Below are 18,476 nucleotides of genomic sequence, written 5' to 3'. Positions count from 1 at the left end.
GCTGTTCTGGAAAAAGTAATATTGCCCACTGGCGCAGGCATCAGTTACCAAATGTTAACATCCTGGCGAAGTGCCACGCCTGTCAAGAAGCAGATGAATATTGCCTAGGAGCTTTCCTACAACTTCCCACAAACAATGAGTACATTAAATAAAGAAGATGCACATAGCCGGCACCAACAGCAACTAAGCCTACAACGATTACTTTCTGGCAGCGCTGCTCAAACCCTTGCGCAGCAAGGGATCCCTGAAAAACCATGTAGCGCAAAGTCAATAACCCATGAACTTCAAACATGACTCATTCCTTGAGATGAAAGTGATCATGCAATTATCAAGGCTTATATAATGATTGGAAGATACAGATCCGCACAAAAAACCAGCTCAGTTTGCGGACAGCTCGACATTTCGAGTGTTATTACATTTAAGTTACAGGAAAAGAATGCTAGTGGCCTGAGCGGTTAATCCATTAATTTATTTTTTATCACGCTCAGCTTCGCCTTATGTACCGAGCTAATGATGGCCTCAGCCGTTTTATTCCACTTGAACGGCTTGGCTGAATGCTCATTGTGAGCCTCGATAAATTGGCGGATAGCCGCCTTCAGGTCGGCGACGCTGGTGAAAGCGGCTCGGTACAACGCTCGTCTTTCCAGCTGTGCAAACCAGCCTTCCACGGCGTTCAGCCAAGACGCGCTAGTCGGTGTGAAGTGCAATTTGAAACGCGGATGCTTTTCCAGCCACTGCTTGATTGCAGCCGTTTTGTGGGTCGAACTGTTATCTAGAATCACATGCAGATCCAGTCCGGCTGGCGTGCTGCGTTCAATCTGTTGCAGAAAAGCCAGAAACTCCTTGGCTCGATGGCGCTGGGTAATCCGTCCGATTACCTGGCCGGTCATGATGTCGAAAGCCGCGTACAGACTCGCCGTGCCATGGCGCTTGTAATCATGCGTGCGACGTTCAACTTGGCCTGGGCGTAGCGGCAGCATCGGTTGGGTGCGATCCAGCGCCTGGATCTGGGTTTTCTCGTCAACCGACAACACCAGGGCGTTATCCGGTGGGTTCAGATAGAGCCCGACTACGTCGACTACCTTGTCGGCGAAATGAGGATCGTTGCTGATTTTGAAGGTCTTCAGACGATGGGGTTTGAGGTCGGAAGCGGCCCAGACTTGCCGAACCTGCCACGTGGTGACCCGCGCATACTTGGCCATCAAACGAACGCTCCAGTGAGTGGCTTCCTGGGGGACACGCCGGGTAGTCAGTGTCAGGATTTCGTTGATTTTTTCGGGCCCAAGTTTGAGTGGCTGGCCGCTGCGCGGCAGATCGCTCAACCCTTCGATTCCCGCCTCCAGATAACGTTTTCGCCACTTGAATACCGTCGGCGGCGTGACCTGCAACTGCTCGCTGACAGCCTTGGGCGTCAATCCATCAGCCAGTAGAAGCAGGATGCGCGCTCGCTGGGCGAGGCTCTGTTCCAGCGTACTCATACGCAACCAACTTTGCAGGGCGATGAGATCAGAAGGCGTTAAAGCGAAGGGGGAAGTCGGTCGGGCCATGCGCATAACCAATCCATGACATTGGACGCACAGTATATCGTTACCAATAAATAAATAAATGAATTAACCGCTCAGTCCACTAGCTGTGGGCGCACAAAGAGTCGAGCGGATACCTGAGGATATTAGGATATTCAACCCGCCCAGGTGAATGGGCGGCCGACTGACAGGAGGGGGACTAATGAGTACTTCGGGGGCGGGGTTACGCGCTGCAGCAACAACGCCAGAGTCCTTTGCAAGCGACTCTGGCGAACGCAATCAAGCCGGCTCGACCTGAAGCGCAACCCGCTCGCGACATGGGCATTCGTCCATGTAACGGTGGGCTTCGACAAATTCATTGAACGGGAAGACCCGGGTCTTGAGCGGCAGCAGCACGCGATCCGCGGTCATCTGATTGATGTCGCGCAACGCCCGTAGCAACGCCACCTGATCCTGAATGATGCCCAGTTCCGGCTTGCCGGTGAAGTTGCCGATGCAATGCACAAAGAACTGAATGTTCTTCTGGAACGCCGCACAGGCCGGGAACGGTGTCTGGTTGCCGCCTTGCAGGCCGTACAATACCAGGCTGCCGCGCGGCGCCAGGACATCGCCCAGCAGCGACATCTGCGGTCCGCCAAGGCCATCGAAGACCACGTCGACGCCACGATTGTCGGTGTACTTGTTGATCTGCATCAGCAGATCCTGTTCTTCGGTAACGATCACCTTCTCGGCACCGAGGGACAGCAGATATTCACGTTCATCCGCTGTCTTGGTGGCGGCAATCACCCGCACGCCCAGGGCTTTACCCAGCTGCACAAAGGACGGACCGGCGCAGTGGCTGGCATCGGTCACCAGGGCAAACTGACCCGGCTTGACCCGCGCCAGGTCGGCATAGGCAAAGTAGGCGATCAGCAGCGGCGTGTAGTGCACGCTGGCTTCAATCGGGCTGAGGACGTCGGGGTAACGGGTCAGCGCCGAGCGTGGCAGAACGATCTGCTCGCCGTAGACCGGGTAATCGTTCGGGCTCTCGGCCGGGAAGCTGGCGACCTTGTCACCCACTTCCAGGTCATCGACGCCCTCCCCGACTGCCGTTACCACACCGGCCATTTCATGACCCAGTCCCGAAGGCAGGCGAGCATGGGACGATGCCAGGTTCTGACGCCAGAGCACGTCATACCAACTGATGCCTATCGCCTCGACACGCACCTGCACTTCGCCCGGTGCAGGCAGCGCTGCCGCATGCTCTTCGCATTTGAGCACCTCGGCTGGACCAAACTTGTGAAAACGGATCGTGCGGGACATCGCAAACCTCGTCAAAAATTAACCTCTAATGCCATGAACTCTATCTGGGCTTTCTGGCCAAGACCATCAGTGGCTATTAATAGTCGACATGCCTGTCATTGATTCCGCAACTCCTGCTACGACGTACAAACGCCGTAGAAAACCGAACCAGCATTGTAGGAAAATTGAATTACCCGGTGCAGAGTAGCAGCCTTTCCCCGTAAGATTCATGCCGGCCATTGTTATCAAATGACCGCTCTCGTCAAGCTTGCTGACTCTCCTTGCTGATTTTGCCAGGACACAAGATGAACCGTAATGATCTGCGTCGTGTCGACCTGAACCTGTTGATCGTGTTCGAAACATTGATGCATGAACGCAGTGTGACTCGCGCTGCGGAGAAATTGTTCCTCGGCCAGCCGGCCATCAGCGCGGCGTTGTCACGCCTGCGCGGGCTGTTCGACGACCCGCTGTTCGTGCGCACCGGGCGCAGCATGGAACCGTCCGCCCGGGCGGTGGAAATCTTCGCCCTGCTCTCGCCCGCGCTGGATTCGATCTCCACTGCGGTGAGCCGCGCTTCGGAGTTCGATCCGGCGACCAGCACCGCGGTGTTCCGGATTGGCCTGTCGGATGATGTCGAATTCGCCCTGCTGCCGATGCTGCTCAAACGCCTGCGCGCCGAATCGCCGGGCATTGTGCTGGTGGTGCGGCGGGTCAACTACATATTGATGCCGGGGATGCTGGCGTCTGGCGAGATTTCGATTGGCGTCAGCTACACCACCGATCTGCCAGCCAATGCCAAGCGCAAGGTCCTGCGCCGCAGCCTGCCGAAATTGTTGCGCGCCGACAGCATGCCTGGGGCCCTGAGCCTGGATGACTTCTGCGCCCGCCCCCATGCCCTGGTGTCGTTTGCCGGAGACCTCAGCGGGTTTATCGATGAGGAACTGGAGAAACTCGGGCGCAAGCGTCATGTGGTGCTCGCTGTCCCCCAGTTCAATGGTTTAAGCACGTTGCTGGCGGGCACCGACATCGTCGCCAGCGTGCCCGATTATACTGCCGAGGCGCTGACCGCCGCCGGAGGTGTAAGGGCCGAAGACCCGCCGTTGCCCACCCGCAGTTTCGAGTTGCATATGGCCTGGCGCGGTTCCCAGGACAATGATCCGGGTGAACGCTGGTTAAGGTCGAGGATTCAAATGTTTTTCGGCGACCCCGAGAGCCTTTGAAAAAGGCTGGCATGCGCGAACCAGCGTGTTGGATAACTCGCGAATATTGTCTGGCCAAGTGGTCGCCATCGGCCGCAACGGGTGTGTCTTTAGCGAAGCAGGTCGATGTTTTCGTCGATTCGGCCTTGAATGGTATCCAAGGTGTCTTGGGTGATCCCGCGTGGGTACATGTTCTCGGCGATGGCCGCAAACTGGCTAGCGACGCGGCAAATTCTGTCAATGATGCCGCCAGCAGTCTCCACTGAGACCTCTGCTTCGTCTGCAAGTCTGAGCATCACATCTCGGTCAATCTCCAAGGCCTCGCCCATCACGTCCATCTGGTGATAACCGCCCGGTCCCTCGCAGAAAGTCACGTCGTAGGCCGGCGCCAGCTGCCATGCACCGGATGGCGACATGACGTAGGCGAAGTTTTTGGGGTGGTCGTCTCGGTTGTTGAACGCGACATTGAAGACGGCACGCTCGAAGGCGATAGCTTTCTCTCGCACATCGTTGGTGCACATCTGTGTCGCACGCAAGAAGTTGACATAGTCCAAGGACCCCGGTGACTTGTAGTCGGCCCCGGTAAAGGCGGCAAGGCTTTGCATGGGCACGCGCTGACCTTCTATACGATCAAAGCGTTTACTCGCGAAGGCTGCCAGCCCGTTGGGCAGACTGAAGTGCTGCGTGTCCGGGGTCTGGATGCCGCACATGCGCAAGCACTCGGCATAGACCATTTCGATAGCACACACCTCGGGATGTTCTTCTTTTGCCGGGAACTTAATCAGCCAGGCTTCAAAGCCCGGCTTGGCGGCGGTGGTAAAGGCTCCAGTTTGAGGGTCGCGATAGACCAACGCCTTTGGCCTGGCGCCTTGAGGCGAGCCCCCCACCAGCAGTAACGTCTGCAGGAATTCCCCACCTTCACCATTGAGAACTTCCTGAATCTCAGCCGCAAGCAGCTCAAGGGGAATATGCACTTGCGGCTCCTGCCCCTCGGGCGCCACGGGCTCGAACGACATTGCCCCCATGGCATTGTTGCCAATATAGGCCAGCCGCTCCAGAGGTCCTATGCGTGCTGTGTTGAGGCGGCGGCGCCTGAACAACCGGTCCATCAGCAGCATGCCCCAACCGTCAGGCAACGAGTCATAGACAGGTCCTGGCAGGCCCATCTGGTGGGACGGAAAACCTCGACGTAACTGGGGCCCCTCCAATGGAAGTGTGTAGGACGACAGCTCCAAACCTCTACTCTTCGCTTCATTGCTGTACTCAAACACAATCTGTGGGCGACCGGTGATGGCGGTCGTAGACACAAGCGTGCCCCACAGCCAACGTTCACCCCAACCATCGTAGTAGACGTCAACTTGCTCAAGCATTGTCGGACTTCCTCTTAGTACGATGACGATTGACACTGTTTTCGTATCGGCGAATGTCTTCAAGGCTGTCCAGCTTTGGCAAGAACAGTCCTTCGAGCTCCTTGGTTCGCCCAAGGACCATGGCCACACGGACCACATTCTCGAACCCGACATTGCGCCCAGCTTCGAGGTTGGACACGGTGTTGGTCCCGATACCGGCGCGACCGGCCACATCGGCTTGCGTCATCTGCAGGGCCAGTCGCTCCGTGCGAAGACGCTCGCAGAGTCGCTTGATGATCTCACTCGGCTTGCTAAAGCTTAAATCCAACATAATGTGTCTTCCGTTGCTGCACTCCCCTTAACACTTAAAATTATAGAGTTAACCAGAACTCTGATCAAGACATGTAATTCCCTGATTTTGTGCCTTAGGTCCGTAATCCTGATCGTTACCAACAATATAATGGAATTGACGCAGCAGGACTCGCACAGAGAATTATCCGTCCCTGACGCGCGCGGCACGACGCCGTGTCAGGGCCAGTCTTTGCATTTCGGGGACGTCTAAACAACCGAGAACGAGAAAACCCTCAATTCCAGATGTGCCACTCCGAGGCCCGGCGCCGCGCCGCGCCAGACGGCCGCACCTCGGTCTCAAGCCTGTCCTTTGCATTTCCCGCAACACTGAATTGCCACAATCCAAATTGATAGCCCCCTAACAAAAGGCGCAAGCTAGAGGGCTCGGTTCACGCTTATATCATTCCGAATGATAGTTACCTTCGCTTCATTCGATTCGTGCGATACAACCTCGCAACGCATCATCCGCCCATCTTAATATTTTGGCGGATGCATCCATGGAACAGTCATTCAAACATTTGCGCTTCCCCTTGGCCGCGCTGGCCTTGTTGGTGATGAGCGCCTGCGGCAAGGCTCCAGACGCTGCCGCCACCCTGCCAGCACCCAAGGTCAGCGTAGCCAAGGTGCTGGAACAGCCGGTCAACGAGTGGGACGAATTCACCGGGCGTCTTGAAGCTCCGGAAACCGTCGAGATCCGTCCACGGGTGTCCGGCCAGATCGATGAAGTCGCTTTCACCGAAGGTGCGCTGGTGAAAAAAGGCGACCTGCTGTTCCAGATCGACCCGCGTCCGTTCCAGGCCGAGGTTCGCCGCCTCGAAGCCCTGGTTGCCCAGGGCCGCGCCAATGCCACCCGTAGCGAAAACGAAGCCAAACGCGGTGAGCGTCTGCGCACCAGCAATGCGATTTCCGCAGAACTGGCCGACTCGCGCACCAGCGCCGCCCAGGAAGCCCGGGCCGGTGTCGGCGCTATCCAGGCACAGCTTGATCTGGCGAAGCTGAACCTGAGTTTCACCCGCGTGACCTCGCCCATCAGCGGTCGCGTCAGCCGTGCGCAAATCACCGCCGGCAACCTGGTCACCGCCGACGTCACCGCGCTGACCAGCGTGGTGTCCACCGACAAAATCTACGCCTACTTCGACGCCGATGAGCGCGTGTACCTCAAGTACACCGAGCTCGCCCGCCAGGGCCAACGCGGTCAAACCACCCCGGTTTACCTGGGCCTGTCCAATGAAGACGGCAACCCGCACCTGGGCCAGATGAACTTCGTCGACAACCAGGTCAACCCGAAAACCGGCACCATCCGTGGCCGCGCCGTGTTCGACAACAGCGATGGCAGCTACACCCCAGGCCTGTATGCACGCCTGAAACTGGTAGGCAGCGGCACCTACTCCGCGGTGCTGATCAACGATGAAGCGGTCGGTACCGACCTTGGCAAGAAGTTCGTGCTGGTGATAGATGGCGACAACAAATCGACCTATCGCGCAGTCGAACTGGGTCCGAAAATCGAAGGCTTGCGCATCGTGCGCAGCGGCCTGAACAAAGACGACACCATCATCGTCAAGGGCTTGCAGCGGGTTCGTCCGGGCTCACCGGTCGCCCCTGAAACGATCCCGATGGCCAGCAAAGAAACCCTCGCCGCTCTGGCGCAACAACGACAAGCACTGGAAGCCAGCAACCTGCCCCAAGTCGCGCCCGACAAGAGCGCAACCGGGGTCGCGGTGAAGCTGGCCAGCGCTGCGAACCCACGCGGTTAAGGGACGACAACTCCGATGAATTTTTCCCAGTTCTTCATTTCACGGCCGATCTTCGCAGCAGTGCTGTCGCTGTTGATCCTGATCGCTGGCGCCATTTCGCTGTTCCAGTTGCCAATCAGCGAATACCCGGAAGTGGTACCGCCGACTGTGGTGGTGCGCGCCAACTTCCCGGGTGCCAACCCTAAAGTCATCGGTGAAACCGTGGCCGCTCCCCTGGAGCAAGCCATCACCGGCGTCGAGAACATGCTGTACATGTCCTCGCAGTCGACCGCCGACGGCAAGATCACCCTGACCATCACCTTCGCCCTCGGCACCGATCTGGATAACGCCCAGGTCCAGGTGCAGAACCGCGTGACCCGAACCGAGCCCAAGCTGCCCGAGGAAGTGACCCGGATCGGCATCACGGTGGACAAGGCCTCGCCCGACCTGACCATGGTCGTGCACTTGACCTCGCCGGACAAACGCTACGACATGCTCTATCTGTCCAACTACGCCCTGCTCAACATCAAGGATGAGCTGGCGCGCCTGGGCGGTGTCGGTGATGTGCAACTGTTCGGCATGGGCGACTACTCGCTGCGGGTCTGGCTCGATCCGAACAAGACCGCTTCGCGCAACCTGACCGCCACCGACGTAGTCACCGCGATCCGCGAGCAGAACCGCCAGGTCGCCGCCGGTGCCCTGGGTGCGCCTCCTGCACCGAATGCCACGGCCTTCCAGCTGTCGGTCAACACTCAGGGCCGGCTAGTCTCCGAGGAAGAATTCGAGAACATCATCATCCGCTCTGGCGACGATGGTGAGATCACTCGTCTGAAAGATATCGCCCGAGTTGAACTGGGCTCCAGTCAATACGCGCTGCGTTCATTGCTGAACAACCAGCCCGCGGTGGCCATCCCGATCTTCCAGCGCCCTGGCTCCAACGCCATCGAGATTTCCAACGAAGTCCGGGCAAAAATGGCCGAGTTGAAACAGAACTTCCCGGAAGGCATGGACTTCGACATCATCTATGACCCGACCATCTTCGTGCGCGGTTCCATCGAGGCAGTGGTGCATACCCTGTTCGAAGCGCTGATCCTGGTGGTGCTGGTGGTGATCCTGTTCCTGCAGACCTGGCGTGCCTCGATCATTCCATTGGTGGCGGTGCCGGTTTCGCTGATCGGTACCTTTGCCGTGATGCACCTGTTCGGCTTCTCGTTGAACGCCCTGTCGCTGTTCGGGCTGGTGCTGGCCATCGGTATCGTGGTGGACGACGCCATCGTGGTGGTGGAAAACGTCGAGCGAAACATTGGACTCGGACTGACACCGGTCGAAGCCACCAAGCGCGCCATGCGCGAAGTGACCGGGCCGATTGTCGCCACGGCACTGGTGTTGTGTGCGGTGTTCATCCCGGCGGCGTTCATTTCCGGGTTGACCGGGCAGTTCTATAAACAGTTCGCCCTGACGATTGCGATCTCCACGGTGATCTCGGCCTTCAACTCGCTGACCCTGTCGCCGGCATTGGCCGCGGTCCTGCTCAGAAGCCACGACGCGCCCAAAGACCGTTTCTCGAAGGTGCTCGACAAGCTGTTCGGTGGCTGGTTGTTCCGTCCGTTCAACCGTTTTTTCGATCGTGCCAGCCATGGTTATGTCGGCACCGTCACCCGCGTGATCCGCAGCAGCGGCATTGCCCTGCTGGTCTATGCAGGCCTGATGGTGCTGACCTGGATGGGTTTTGCCAGCACTCCGACCGGCTTCGTTCCAGCCCAGGACAAGCAATACCTGGTGGCCTTTGCCCAGTTGCCTGACGCCTCGAGCCTGGATCGCACCGAAGAAGTGATCAAGCAGATGTCGGAAATTGCCCTCAAGCAACCTGGTGTCGCCAACTCGGTGGCCTTCCCTGGCCTGTCGATCAACGGTTTCACCAACAGCCCGAACAGCGGCATCGTGTTCACCCCGCTCAAGCCATTCGATGAGCGTACCGATCCGAGCGAGTCTGCCGGTGCCATCGCGGCTGCGTTGAACGCCAAGTTCGCTGACATCCAGGGTGCCTACATCGCGATTTTTCCACCGCCGCCGGTACAGGGCCTGGGGACCATCGGTGGTTTCCGTCTGCAGATCGAGGACCGGGGCAACCTGGGCTACGACGAGCTGTACAAAGAAACCATGAACATCATCAACAAAAGCCACAGCGTTCCGGAACTGGCCGGTTTGTTCACCAGCTACACCGTGAACGTGCCGCAGGTCGATGCCGCCATCGACCGGGAAAAAGCCAAGACCCACGGCGTGGCCGTCAGCGACATCTTCGACACCCTGCAGATCTACCTGGGTTCGCTGTATGCCAACGACTTCAACCGCTTTGGTCGCACCTATCAGGTCAACGTTCAGGCCGAGCAGCAGTTCCGCCTTGAACCCGGCCAGATCGGACAGCTGAAAGTGCGCAACAACAAAGGCGAGATGATCCCGCTGGCGACCTTCATCAAGGTCAGCGACACCTCGGGCCCGGATCGCGTGATGCATTACAACGGCTTCATCACCGCTGAAATCAATGGTGCCGCGGCGCCCGGCTACAGCTCCGGCCAGGCCGAGAAAGCCATCGAGAAACTGCTCAAGGAAGAACTGCCCAACGGCATGACCTACGAATGGACCGACCTGACCTACCAGCAGATTCTGTCGGGCAACACTGCGCTGTTCGTGTTCCCGCTCTGTGTGTTGCTGGCGTTCCTGGTATTGGCGGCACAATACGAAAGCTGGAGCCTGCCACTGGCGGTGATCCTGATCGTGCCGATGACCCTGCTGTCGGCCATCGTCGGGGTGATTGCCTCGGGCGGCGACAACAACATCTTCACCCAGATCGGGCTGATCGTGCTGGTGGGGCTTGCCTGCAAGAACGCGATTCTGATCGTCGAGTTCGCCAAGGATAAGCAAGAGGAAGGTCTCGACCCGCTCAGCGCGGTACTGGAAGCCTGCCGTCTGCGTCTGCGGCCGATCCTGATGACCTCCTTCGCCTTCATCATGGGTGTGGTGCCCTTGGTCTTCTCCAGCGGTGCCGGTGCGGAAATGCGTCATGCCATGGGTGTGGCGGTGTTCTCCGGGATGCTCGGGGTGACCTTCTTCGGTCTGCTGCTGACGCCGGTGTTCTACGTATTGATCCGTCGTTTCGTCGAACGCGGCGAAGCCCGCAAAGCGGCCAAGGCCCTGAAACTGGAGGCGCAACAATGAGCCTGAAAGCCTTCCTGCCGAGCTTGCTGGTGCTGGCCTTGAGTGCCTGCACCGTCGGCCCGGACTATAAGACCCCGGACACGGAGGCGGCCAACATCACGGCCGCCACCGATGGCGCCGCCGGCCAGAAGAACTTCGATCGTGCACGCTTTGAAGGCATCTGGTGGCACCAGTTCGATGATCCGACCCTCGACCAGCTGGTGAGCAAATCCTTGCAGGGCAACCGTGAACTGCGCGTCGCCTTCGCCCGTCTGCGTGCGGCCCGGGCGATCCGCGATGACGTCAGCAACGACGCCATGCCGACCATCACCAGCCGCGTCAGCAGTGATCAAGGCAAGGCTCAGCAACCGGGCATCACCGACCAGCGGGTGCACACCGAACGTTATGACCTGGGCCTGGACATGGCCTGGGAGATCGATCTGTTCGGGCGTATCCAGCGTCAACTGGAAGCCAGCGATGCCGACCAGCAAGTGGCCGCCGCCGACCTCTACCAACTGCAAGTCACCATGATTGCCGAACTGGTGGATGCCTACGGGCAACTGCGCGGCGCGCAACTGCGGGAAAAAATCGCCCTGGCCAACCTGAAGAACCAGCAGGACTCGCGCACCATTACTGAAAGCCTGCGCGAGGCCGGTGTCGGTGATCAGCTCGATGTGGTGCGCGCCGATGCCCGCCTCGCGGCGGTCGAAGCCAGCGTGCCGCAACTGCAGGCCGAGCAAGTGCGCCAGCGTAACCGCATCGCCACCCTGCTCGGCGAGCGCCCGGACAAACTCACCGTCGACCTCAGCCCGGCGACCCTGCCGGCGATTGCCAAGGCGCTGCCGATTGGTGATCCGGGCCAGTTGCTGCAACGCCGCCCGGACATCCTCAGCGCCGAACGCAAACTGGCGGCAGCCACTGCCCGTATCGGCGTGGCCAAGGCCGATTTGTTCCCACGGGTCAGCTTGAGTGGCTTCCTCGGCTTCACCGCCGGACGTGGTTCGCAGATCGGCTCCTCGGCCGCCAACGCCTGGGCACTCGGCCCTAGCATCACCTGGGCGGCATTCGATCTGGGCAGCGTCCGCGCTCGCTTGCGGGCTGCCGATGCTGACGCCGATGGCGCGCTGGCGACCTATGAGCAACAGGTGCTGTTGGCCCTGGAAGAGTCGGAAAACGCTTTCAGCGATTACGGCAAACGCCAGCAGCGCCTGATCTCGCTGATTCGTCAAAGCGAATCGAGCCGCGCCGCCGCCGACCTGGCGCAAATCCGCTACCGCGAAGGGACGGCGGACTTCCTCGTGCTGCTCGACGCCCAACGCGAACGCCTGGCCGCCGAAGACTCTCAGGCCCAGGCCGAAATCGATCTGTACCGCGGCATCGTCGCTATCTACAAAGCCCTCGGCGGCGGCTGGCAGCCGGAGACAGTCGCCAGCAATCACTGATTCAAGCGCTCCTTTGGTTGGCCGCAACCAACCAGATTTTTTGCCCCGCACCGCATTCGGTCGCGGGGCTTTTTTTGCGCGTTTGCGGGGAACGATGAAGATCCTGTGGGAGCGAGCCTGCTCGCGATGGGCGTTAACGATAATGCGTGCTTCCTGAATAAACGCGCCGCCTTTGAGTCCATCGCGAGCAAGCTCGCTCCTACAAAGAGCCCTGATATCATCAAGCAATATCCATCCGATCTAACGATCGTCAAGCCAGTCATCATAGATGTGCTCGATCAAACCGTCAGCCATAGCGATTGGACACTGATTTCCCGGGCTCTTAATCTGAACCCGCTGCGAAAGCGCCTCAACCGAAAAGCCTCGACGATGATTGTCCGCTCCAAGCCGAACCTGATCGGCATCCTGTTTTCCCTCAAAGGCTCGATTGCCCGACGCATTGCCTTGCGCAGCCTGCTGGTGACGTTGCTGGCCTCGGTGATCGTGCTGGTGGAGACCTGGCATCCGGCCTGGTTCTCCAAGGTCAACGCCACACCGTTTACCTTGCTCGGTCTGTCGCTGTCGATTTTCATGAGCTTTCGCAACAACGCCTGTTATGACCGCTGGTGGGAAGGTCGCAAGCAGTTGGGCCAGCTGATCATCGAGGTGCGCTCGCTGATTCGCGAAACCCAGGTACTCAAGGGCGGTCACGAGCGCGAGCGTTTGCTGCGTGAACTGTGCGGGTTTGCCCACGGGTTGATTGCCCGGTTGCGCGGTGAAGATGAAGCGGCCGCCGCCAGACCCTGGGTACATGACGTGATTGATAGCCATCACCCCAATGTCACTGACAGCCTGCTGCAACGCATTGGCGCCCGCTGTTCGGTGCTTGCCGAACAGAAGCGGATCAGCGAGTGGCGTTACGTTCAGCTGGAAACCCGGCTGGTCAGCCTGAGTCTGGTCCAGGCCAGCTGCGAACGGATCAAAAGCACACCACTGCCCTTCCCTTACACCTTGCTGCTGCACCGCACGATTTATCTGTTCTGCATCCTGCTGCCCTTCGCCATGGCCGAACCATTGGGTTGGCTGGCGCCGATCTTCACGGCGATTGTCAGCTACACCTTTTTCGGCCTCGACGAGATCGGCGATGACCTCGAAGACCCGTTCGGCTTCGATGAGAACGATCTGCCGTGTAACGCGATAGTGCGCACCATCGAACGTGAAGTTCTGGTGGCACTGGGGCGAACCGACCTGCCGGCGGCGCTGGAGCCCCTTGATTACGTGCTGAGCTGAGTCCGGGTTTGACTCCCGGTTCCTGCTGACCGAAGCTGACGCCTTTGCAAAAGCTCGCCAGCCCCCCGGATTCCTGCATGTCCAAGCCCCGCCGCTACCTGCTCATCAGTCTGCTTATCCTGTTTGCCTTCGGTATCGCGTGGCTTTTTTTGCGCAGCACCGCGCCAGAGCTTCCCCCTGCGGTGAAGCGTGGTTACGACAAAGCGCTGGTCCAGGCCCGTAACGGCCAGCCGGGCGCGGCACGGGTGCTCTATCAGCAATTGGCGCGCACGGATCTCTCGGACAGCCGACGGGTCAGATTACATGCCGAGTTGCCCAACTACCCTAGCCCGCAAGCCTTGAAACTGGCCGGTGCCGACCTGCACAACCCCTCGGTTGTAGTTCGCCAGGCAGCGATACAAAGCATCGTCGGGCTGGTTCCCGGCGGGCCGCGAAGTTTGTTGCTCGGGCCGTTGCTCGACGACAGCGATCAGCCCCTGCGCTTTGCCGCCGCCGCTGCGCTCCTGGGGCTTTCGCCGGACGACCTGGGCTTGTATTTCGGTCCCTTGCAACAGGTACTCGACGAGTATGAGTCAGTGCTCAAGACCCAGTCCGAGAGCGTCGAGGCGCAGTACCAACTGGCCCGCCTGCACCTGCACAACGCCGAATTGAAAGAGGCGCAACAGGCGCTGGAACAGGTGTTGCGCCTGGAACCGGACAATCTGCGCGCCGGGGTGCTGCAGGTCGAGGTACTGGACAAGCAAGGTCAGAGTGAAGCAGCGCGGCAATTGCTCGCCAAACAGCTGCAGGCCCAATCCGGTTCGGCTTACCTGCAACATGCCCTGGGCCTCTGGCTATTGCATCACGGACAAAGCGAGTTCGCCCTGCTGGGCCTGTCCAAGGCAGTGGAGCTGGAGCCGGACAACAACGATTACCGTTATGACCTGGCCACCACCTTGCACGACGAAGATGAACTCGAGGCCGCACAACGACAGCTCGAAGAAATCGTTCAACGTCAGCCGGCCAACCGCAAGGCGCGGGTACTGCTGATCAACTACTGGAAAGAATCCGGGCAATTGCAGAACGTGCAAATCCTGCTGGCGCAGCTGGAGCAACAAAACCCGGATGATCCGGCGTTGCAACAGGGGTTGTAGGCGCTTTCCTGCGGTGTAATGGGTGTACAAAAACCCCTACGGGTTTTACAGGATGATCCGGCGTTGCAGCAGGGGTTGCAGGCGCTTTCCTGCGGTGTAATGGGTGTACAAAAACCCCTGTAGGAGCTGCCGCAGGCTGCGATCTTTTCCGCGAGCAATGGGGTTGGCCAGGCTGGCGCGAAGATCAAAAGATCGCAGCCTGCGGCAGCTCCTACGGGTTATGCGTACACCTGATAACCCATGGGTTTCTCAGACACCGAATAAAACGTTGAACCGTGGCCACGCACCAAGGTCAAGTGAGAATGCAGCGATTTCGGGCTACCCGGCCAGCTGCACGCTTACCCAGTCGCGCGAGGGCATTTTTTGTCTATTTCTAACGAGTCGATCAGCGTCAAAGCCGCCACCGGTATCGAGGGACTGGATGACATCCTTTCTGGCGGACTGTCACGCGGCCATGTATTTTTGCTCGAAGGCGAGCCCGGGACCGGCAAGACCACTGTAGGCCTGCATTTTTTGCTGGCTGGAGCCCGGGCCGGCGAACGCTTGCTGTATATCACGCTGTCGGAAACCGAGCGCGAACTGCGTCAGGGGGCACTGTCCCACGGTTGGGAGCTGGACGAAAACATTCATATTTTCGAGCTGACGCCCCCTGAAAACCTGCTCAATGGCGAGCATCAACAAAGCCTGCTGTACTCCTCGGACCTTGAACTGGGCGAAGCCACCCGACAGATTTTCGACATCGTCGAGCGGGTAAAACCGACCCGCGTGGTGCTCGACAGTTTGTCCGAGATTCGCCTGCTGGCCCAAAGCTCATTGCGTTATCGGCGGCAGATTCTGGCGATCAAGCACTACTTCGTGCACTACGACGCCACCGTCCTGCTGCTGGATGACCTGACCACCGAAGCCCTCGACAAGACCGTCCACAGCGTTGCCCACGGGGTCATCCGCCTGGAAGAGTTGACCCCCAATTATGGTGCGGAACGCCGACGGGTCCGAGTGGTGAAGTATCGAGGCCAAAAGTACCGCGGCGGGTTCCACGCCTTCACCATCATGGCCGATGGCGTACACGTATTCCCGCGCCTGGTGGCCGCCGAGCATCGCGGGTCCTATATCCGTCGCCAGCTCAGCAGTGGCATCGAGGAAATGGATGCGCTGCTGGGCGGCGGTATCGAAACCGGTTCCAGCACCTTGATCCTCGGCCCGGCCGGGACCGGCAAATCGCTGATCACCATGACTTTCGCTGCCGCGGCAGTAGCTCGCGGCGAGAAGGCCGCGCTGTTCATCTTCGACGAAGAGCTCGGCCTGCTGTTCGAACGCATGAAGAACCTGGGTATCGATCTGCAAGCCCTGCAAGCCAGCGGCAATTTGCTGATCGAGCAGGTGGATGCCGCGGAATTGTCGCCTGGCGAGTTCTCCTGGCGCGTTCGTCGTTGCGTCGATGAAGGCAATATCAAGACCGTGATCATCGACAGCATCAACGGCTACCAGGCAGCGATGCCGGAAGAAAATGCCCTGGTGCTGCACATGCACGAACTCTTGCTATACCTCAATCGCCAGGGAGCCGCGACCTTCATGACCGTCGCCCAGCACGGCCTGGTGGGTGATATGCATGCGCCCGTCGATATCACTTACCTGGCCGACACAGTGATACTGCTGCGCTACTTCGAAGCGCTGGGCAAGGTCCGCCGGGCGATCTCGATCATCAAGAAACGCACCGGTAGCCATGAGTCGACCATTCGCGAATACCGCATCAGCGGCCGAGGCTTGACCATCGGCGAGCCGCTGGAGGCATTCCAGGGTGTGCTGCGCGGTGTTCCAACTTACCTGGGCGCGAGTAAGCCATTACTCAAGGATGAGGACCAGTGACAGTTCTTGAACCCGCTTGTGCGCGCGCGATTATTCTCGCGCCCCTGGGGCGTGACAGCCAGCTCGCGCTGTCGCTTCTCGACGAAGCCGGTTTCAGCGGCATCGCAGCCCGGGATCTGAGCGGGTTATGTGCCGAACTGGAACAAGGCGCCGGTTTGTTGATCATCGCCGCCGAAGCCCTGCTCGGCGCGGATCTCGGGCCCTTGATCAGCTACCTTGAACAACAGCCGGCCTGGTCGGACTTGCCTATCGTGCTGTTGACTCACCATGGAGGTCCGGAGCAGAACCCGTCCTCGAGTCTCGGGGCACAATTAGGCAACGTCACCTTTCTCGAGCGACCTTTTCACCCGGTGACGCTGATCAGCCTGGTGACGACTGCCCTTCGCGGTCGATGTCGGCAATATGAAGCCAGGGACCGGTTGATCGACCTCAGCGACAGCGAGCAACGTCTACAGAACACCCTGGAGACCCTCGAACAGCAAGTCGAGGAGCGTACCGCGCAGTTGCGCCACAACGAGGAAGCCTTGCGTCAGTCGCAGAAGATGGAAGCGGTCGGGCAACTCACCGGCGGTATCGCTCACGACTTCAACAACATGTTGACCGGAATTATCGGCAGCCTGGAATTGCTGCGCAGGCGTCTGGCCCGCGGCCGTACCGAGGATCTGGACAGCCTGATCGAACTCGGCGTGACGTCGGCCAATCGCGCCGCGGGTCTGACCCATCGTTTGCTGGCGTTTTCCCGTCGCCAATCGCTCGACTCCAAGCCAGTGCACATGAACACTCTGGTCATCGCCATGGGCGAATTGCTGCAGCGCAGTCTCAACGAGAGCATCCACCTGGACATGCAGTTGGGTGATCAACTGTGGGTGGCCGAAGCCGATCCGAACCAACTGGAAAGCGCCCTGCTCAACCTGGCGCTCAATGCCCGGGATGCGATGCCCGATGGCGGCAGACTGGTGGTGGAGACCTACAACCAGCGTCTGGATGCCGGTTTCACGGGGCCTCAGAACAACCTTGAACCAGGCGACTACGTGGTCTTGAGCGTCAGGGATTCCGGCTGCGGTATGCCGGAACACATCATCAACCGCGCCTTCGATCCGTTTTTCACCACCAAGCCGATTGGCCAGGGTACCGGACTGGGCCTGTCGATGATCTACGGTTTCAGCAAACAATCCCACGGCCATGTCACGATCCACAGCGAGGTCGGCAAGGGCACTACGGTGAACCTGTTCCTGCCGCGCTTTTGCGGCGACCTGGAACCACAGGCATTGCTCGATCAACCACAGGCGCTCAATGCCAGAAAGGGTGAAACAGTGCTGATCGTCGAGGATGACCCGGCCGTGCGGGTACTGGTCAGCGCGGTTTTGAGCGAGTTGGGGTATGCCTTTGTCGAAGCGGGCGACGCCAGCAGCGCGATGCCGATACTCGACTCCAGCCAGCGTATCGACCTGTTGATCAGCGATGTAGGCTTACCAGGCATGAACGGCCGGCAACTGGCGGAAATTGGCCGACAGCTCAGGCCGGGCCTCAAAGTGCTGTTTATCACCGGCTACGCCGAGCACGCGGCAGTGCGCGGTGGTTTCCTCGATCCCGGCATGCAGATGATCACCAAACCCTTCACCTTCGACCTGCTGACGGCGAAAGTGCGAGAGATGATCAGTGCCTGAAGCCAGACGCAGATCTCGTAGCAGCTGCCTCGCGGGCTCGGCAGCTGCTACGTAGGCAGTACCAGTTCGAGCCTTAAGCCAGCATTTCCTGCATTTTCTCTTGCAGCTTATTCAGGTCGAAAGGTTTTTCCAGAATCGGTGCAGTCAGGGTGATGGGGCTGCCTGACTCGCGGATTTCCGCCGCATAACCGCTGATAAAGATCACTTTCAGGTCCGGACGCAGTTTGACGGCGGGCTCGGCAATCATCACCCCGGTGATGCCACCGGGCAGTCGATAGTCGGTGATCATCATGTCCAGATTCGGTTTGCTGGCCAGAATCTCGAAGGCCTGCTCGCCGTTTTCGGCTTGCAAGACCCGATAGCCCAGGCCTGACAGGTAGTCGGCGAGCAGCATCAGGATTACCGGTTCATCTTCGACAATCAATACGACGTCTTGTGCATCTTCACTCATGGGAAGCCTTTGTTCGG

At 59.2% G+C, this 18,476-nt stretch carries 14 protein-coding genes; 8 read left to right on the top strand and 6 right to left on the bottom strand.

The window, feature by feature from the left end:
• Positions 1 to 82: 82 nt before the first annotated feature.
• The 3 genes from ACA064_RS14790 to ACA064_RS14780 form a co-directional block, all read right to left on the bottom strand.
• Positions 83 to 292: a hypothetical protein gene (locus tag ACA064_RS14790; protein ID WP_497674011.1), complete on the bottom strand. Its 210-nt coding sequence runs from the start codon at positions 290 to 292 to the stop codon at positions 83 to 85.
• A 163-nt stretch (positions 293 to 455) separates the two neighbouring features.
• The gene (locus ACA064_RS14785) at positions 456 to 1,547 is read right to left on the bottom strand and encodes an IS630 family transposase (protein WP_497674246.1); all 1,092 of its coding nucleotides are present in this window, start codon (positions 1,545 to 1,547) and stop codon (positions 456 to 458) included.
• Between the two features lie 255 nt (positions 1,548 to 1,802).
• Positions 1,803 to 2,825: a zinc-dependent alcohol dehydrogenase family protein gene (locus ACA064_RS14780; protein WP_497674010.1), complete on the bottom strand. Its 1,023-nt coding sequence runs from the start codon at positions 2,823 to 2,825 to the stop codon at positions 1,803 to 1,805.
• Between the two features lie 284 nt (positions 2,826 to 3,109).
• Here ACA064_RS14780 and ACA064_RS14775 point away from each other — a divergent pair, with 284 nt between their 5' ends.
• A complete protein-coding gene (locus tag ACA064_RS14775; RefSeq protein WP_497674009.1) occupies positions 3,110 to 4,024 on the top strand; it encodes a LysR family transcriptional regulator in 915 nt (304 codons plus the stop codon).
• Between the two features lie 89 nt (positions 4,025 to 4,113).
• Here the strand turns inward: ACA064_RS14775 and ACA064_RS14770 are convergent, their stop codons facing one another.
• Both ACA064_RS14770 and ACA064_RS14765 read right to left on the bottom strand, forming a co-directional pair.
• Positions 4,114 to 5,373 carry a type II toxin-antitoxin system HipA family toxin gene (locus tag ACA064_RS14770; RefSeq protein ID WP_497674008.1) on the bottom strand — a complete coding sequence of 420 codons (1,260 nt, stop codon included), beginning with the start codon at positions 5,371 to 5,373 and terminating at the stop codon, positions 4,114 to 4,116.
• On the bottom strand, positions 5,366 to 5,683 hold the full coding sequence (locus ACA064_RS14765; RefSeq protein WP_497674007.1) for a helix-turn-helix domain-containing protein: 318 nt from the start codon (positions 5,681 to 5,683) through the stop codon (positions 5,366 to 5,368). The genes ACA064_RS14770 and ACA064_RS14765 overlap by 8 nt, the downstream gene beginning before the upstream one ends.
• A 517-nt stretch (positions 5,684 to 6,200) precedes the next feature.
• On the opposite strand from ACA064_RS14765, the gene mexE reads away from it, so the two are divergent.
• From mexE to ACA064_RS14730, 7 genes are all read left to right on the top strand, one after another.
• On the top strand, positions 6,201 to 7,457 hold the full coding sequence (gene mexE, locus ACA064_RS14760) for a multidrug efflux RND transporter periplasmic adaptor subunit MexE (protein WP_497674006.1): 1,257 nt from the start codon (positions 6,201 to 6,203) through the stop codon (positions 7,455 to 7,457).
• A gap of 15 nt (positions 7,458 to 7,472) precedes the next feature.
• Positions 7,473 to 10,652: an efflux RND transporter permease subunit gene (locus ACA064_RS14755; RefSeq protein WP_497674005.1), complete on the top strand. Its 3,180-nt coding sequence runs from the start codon at positions 7,473 to 7,475 to the stop codon at positions 10,650 to 10,652.
• Positions 10,649 to 12,073, top strand: coding sequence for an efflux transporter outer membrane subunit (locus tag ACA064_RS14750; RefSeq protein WP_497674004.1), 1,425 nt, complete (start codon positions 10,649 to 10,651; stop codon positions 12,071 to 12,073). The genes ACA064_RS14755 and ACA064_RS14750 overlap by 4 nt, the downstream gene beginning before the upstream one ends.
• 369 nt (positions 12,074 to 12,442) lie before the next feature.
• Positions 12,443 to 13,342, top strand: coding sequence for a bestrophin family protein (locus tag ACA064_RS14745; RefSeq protein ID WP_497674003.1), 900 nt, complete (start codon positions 12,443 to 12,445; stop codon positions 13,340 to 13,342).
• A 77-nt stretch (positions 13,343 to 13,419) separates the two neighbouring features.
• A complete protein-coding gene (locus ACA064_RS14740; RefSeq protein ID WP_497674002.1) occupies positions 13,420 to 14,475 on the top strand; it encodes a tetratricopeptide repeat protein in 1,056 nt (351 codons plus the stop codon).
• A gap of 363 nt (positions 14,476 to 14,838) precedes the next feature.
• Complete coding sequence (locus tag ACA064_RS14735) at positions 14,839 to 16,341, top strand: ATPase domain-containing protein (protein WP_497674001.1); 1,503 nt, start codon at positions 14,839 to 14,841, stop codon at positions 16,339 to 16,341.
• Complete coding sequence (locus tag ACA064_RS14730; RefSeq protein WP_497674000.1) at positions 16,338 to 18,008, top strand: ATP-binding protein; 1,671 nt, start codon at positions 16,338 to 16,340, stop codon at positions 18,006 to 18,008. The genes ACA064_RS14735 and ACA064_RS14730 overlap by 4 nt, the downstream gene beginning before the upstream one ends.
• Before the next feature lie 73 nt (positions 18,009 to 18,081).
• Here ACA064_RS14730 and ACA064_RS14725 read toward each other — a convergent pair whose 3' ends face one another.
• On the bottom strand, positions 18,082 to 18,459 hold the full coding sequence (locus tag ACA064_RS14725; protein WP_497673999.1) for a response regulator: 378 nt from the start codon (positions 18,457 to 18,459) through the stop codon (positions 18,082 to 18,084).
• Positions 18,460 to 18,476 lie beyond the last annotated feature (17 nt).

This window comes from Pseudomonas sp. LBUM1658 (genome assembly GCF_059716055.1).
Note: the sequence above shows the minus strand (reverse complement) of the source record. Positions and strands in the feature narration are given on the sequence as shown.

What these genes read in the sequence shown, in the direction of transcription:
- ACA064_RS14790 (WP_497674011.1), bottom strand. Translation starts at nt 292, where the DNA reads ATGTTTGAAGTTCATGGGTTATTGACTTTGCGCTACATGGTTTTTCAG.
- ACA064_RS14785 (WP_497674246.1), bottom strand. Translation starts at nt 1,547, where the DNA reads ATGGCCCGACCGACTTCCCCCTTCGCTTTAACGCCTTCTGATCTCATC.
- ACA064_RS14780 (WP_497674010.1), bottom strand. Translation starts at nt 2,825, where the DNA reads ATGTCCCGCACGATCCGTTTTCACAAGTTTGGTCCAGCCGAGGTGCTC.
- ACA064_RS14775 (WP_497674009.1), top strand. Translation starts at nt 3,110, where the DNA reads ATGAACCGTAATGATCTGCGTCGTGTCGACCTGAACCTGTTGATCGTG.
- ACA064_RS14770 (WP_497674008.1), bottom strand. Translation starts at nt 5,373, where the DNA reads ATGCTTGAGCAAGTTGACGTCTACTACGATGGTTGGGGTGAACGTTGG.
- ACA064_RS14765 (WP_497674007.1), bottom strand. Translation starts at nt 5,683, where the DNA reads ATGTTGGATTTAAGCTTTAGCAAGCCGAGTGAGATCATCAAGCGACTC.
- mexE (WP_497674006.1), top strand. Translation starts at nt 6,201, where the DNA reads ATGGAACAGTCATTCAAACATTTGCGCTTCCCCTTGGCCGCGCTGGCC.
- ACA064_RS14755 (WP_497674005.1), top strand. Translation starts at nt 7,473, where the DNA reads ATGAATTTTTCCCAGTTCTTCATTTCACGGCCGATCTTCGCAGCAGTG.
- ACA064_RS14750 (WP_497674004.1), top strand. Translation starts at nt 10,649, where the DNA reads ATGAGCCTGAAAGCCTTCCTGCCGAGCTTGCTGGTGCTGGCCTTGAGT.
- ACA064_RS14745 (WP_497674003.1), top strand. Translation starts at nt 12,443, where the DNA reads ATGATTGTCCGCTCCAAGCCGAACCTGATCGGCATCCTGTTTTCCCTC.
- ACA064_RS14740 (WP_497674002.1), top strand. Translation starts at nt 13,420, where the DNA reads ATGTCCAAGCCCCGCCGCTACCTGCTCATCAGTCTGCTTATCCTGTTT.
- ACA064_RS14725 (WP_497673999.1), bottom strand. Translation starts at nt 18,459, where the DNA reads ATGAGTGAAGATGCACAAGACGTCGTATTGATTGTCGAAGATGAACCG.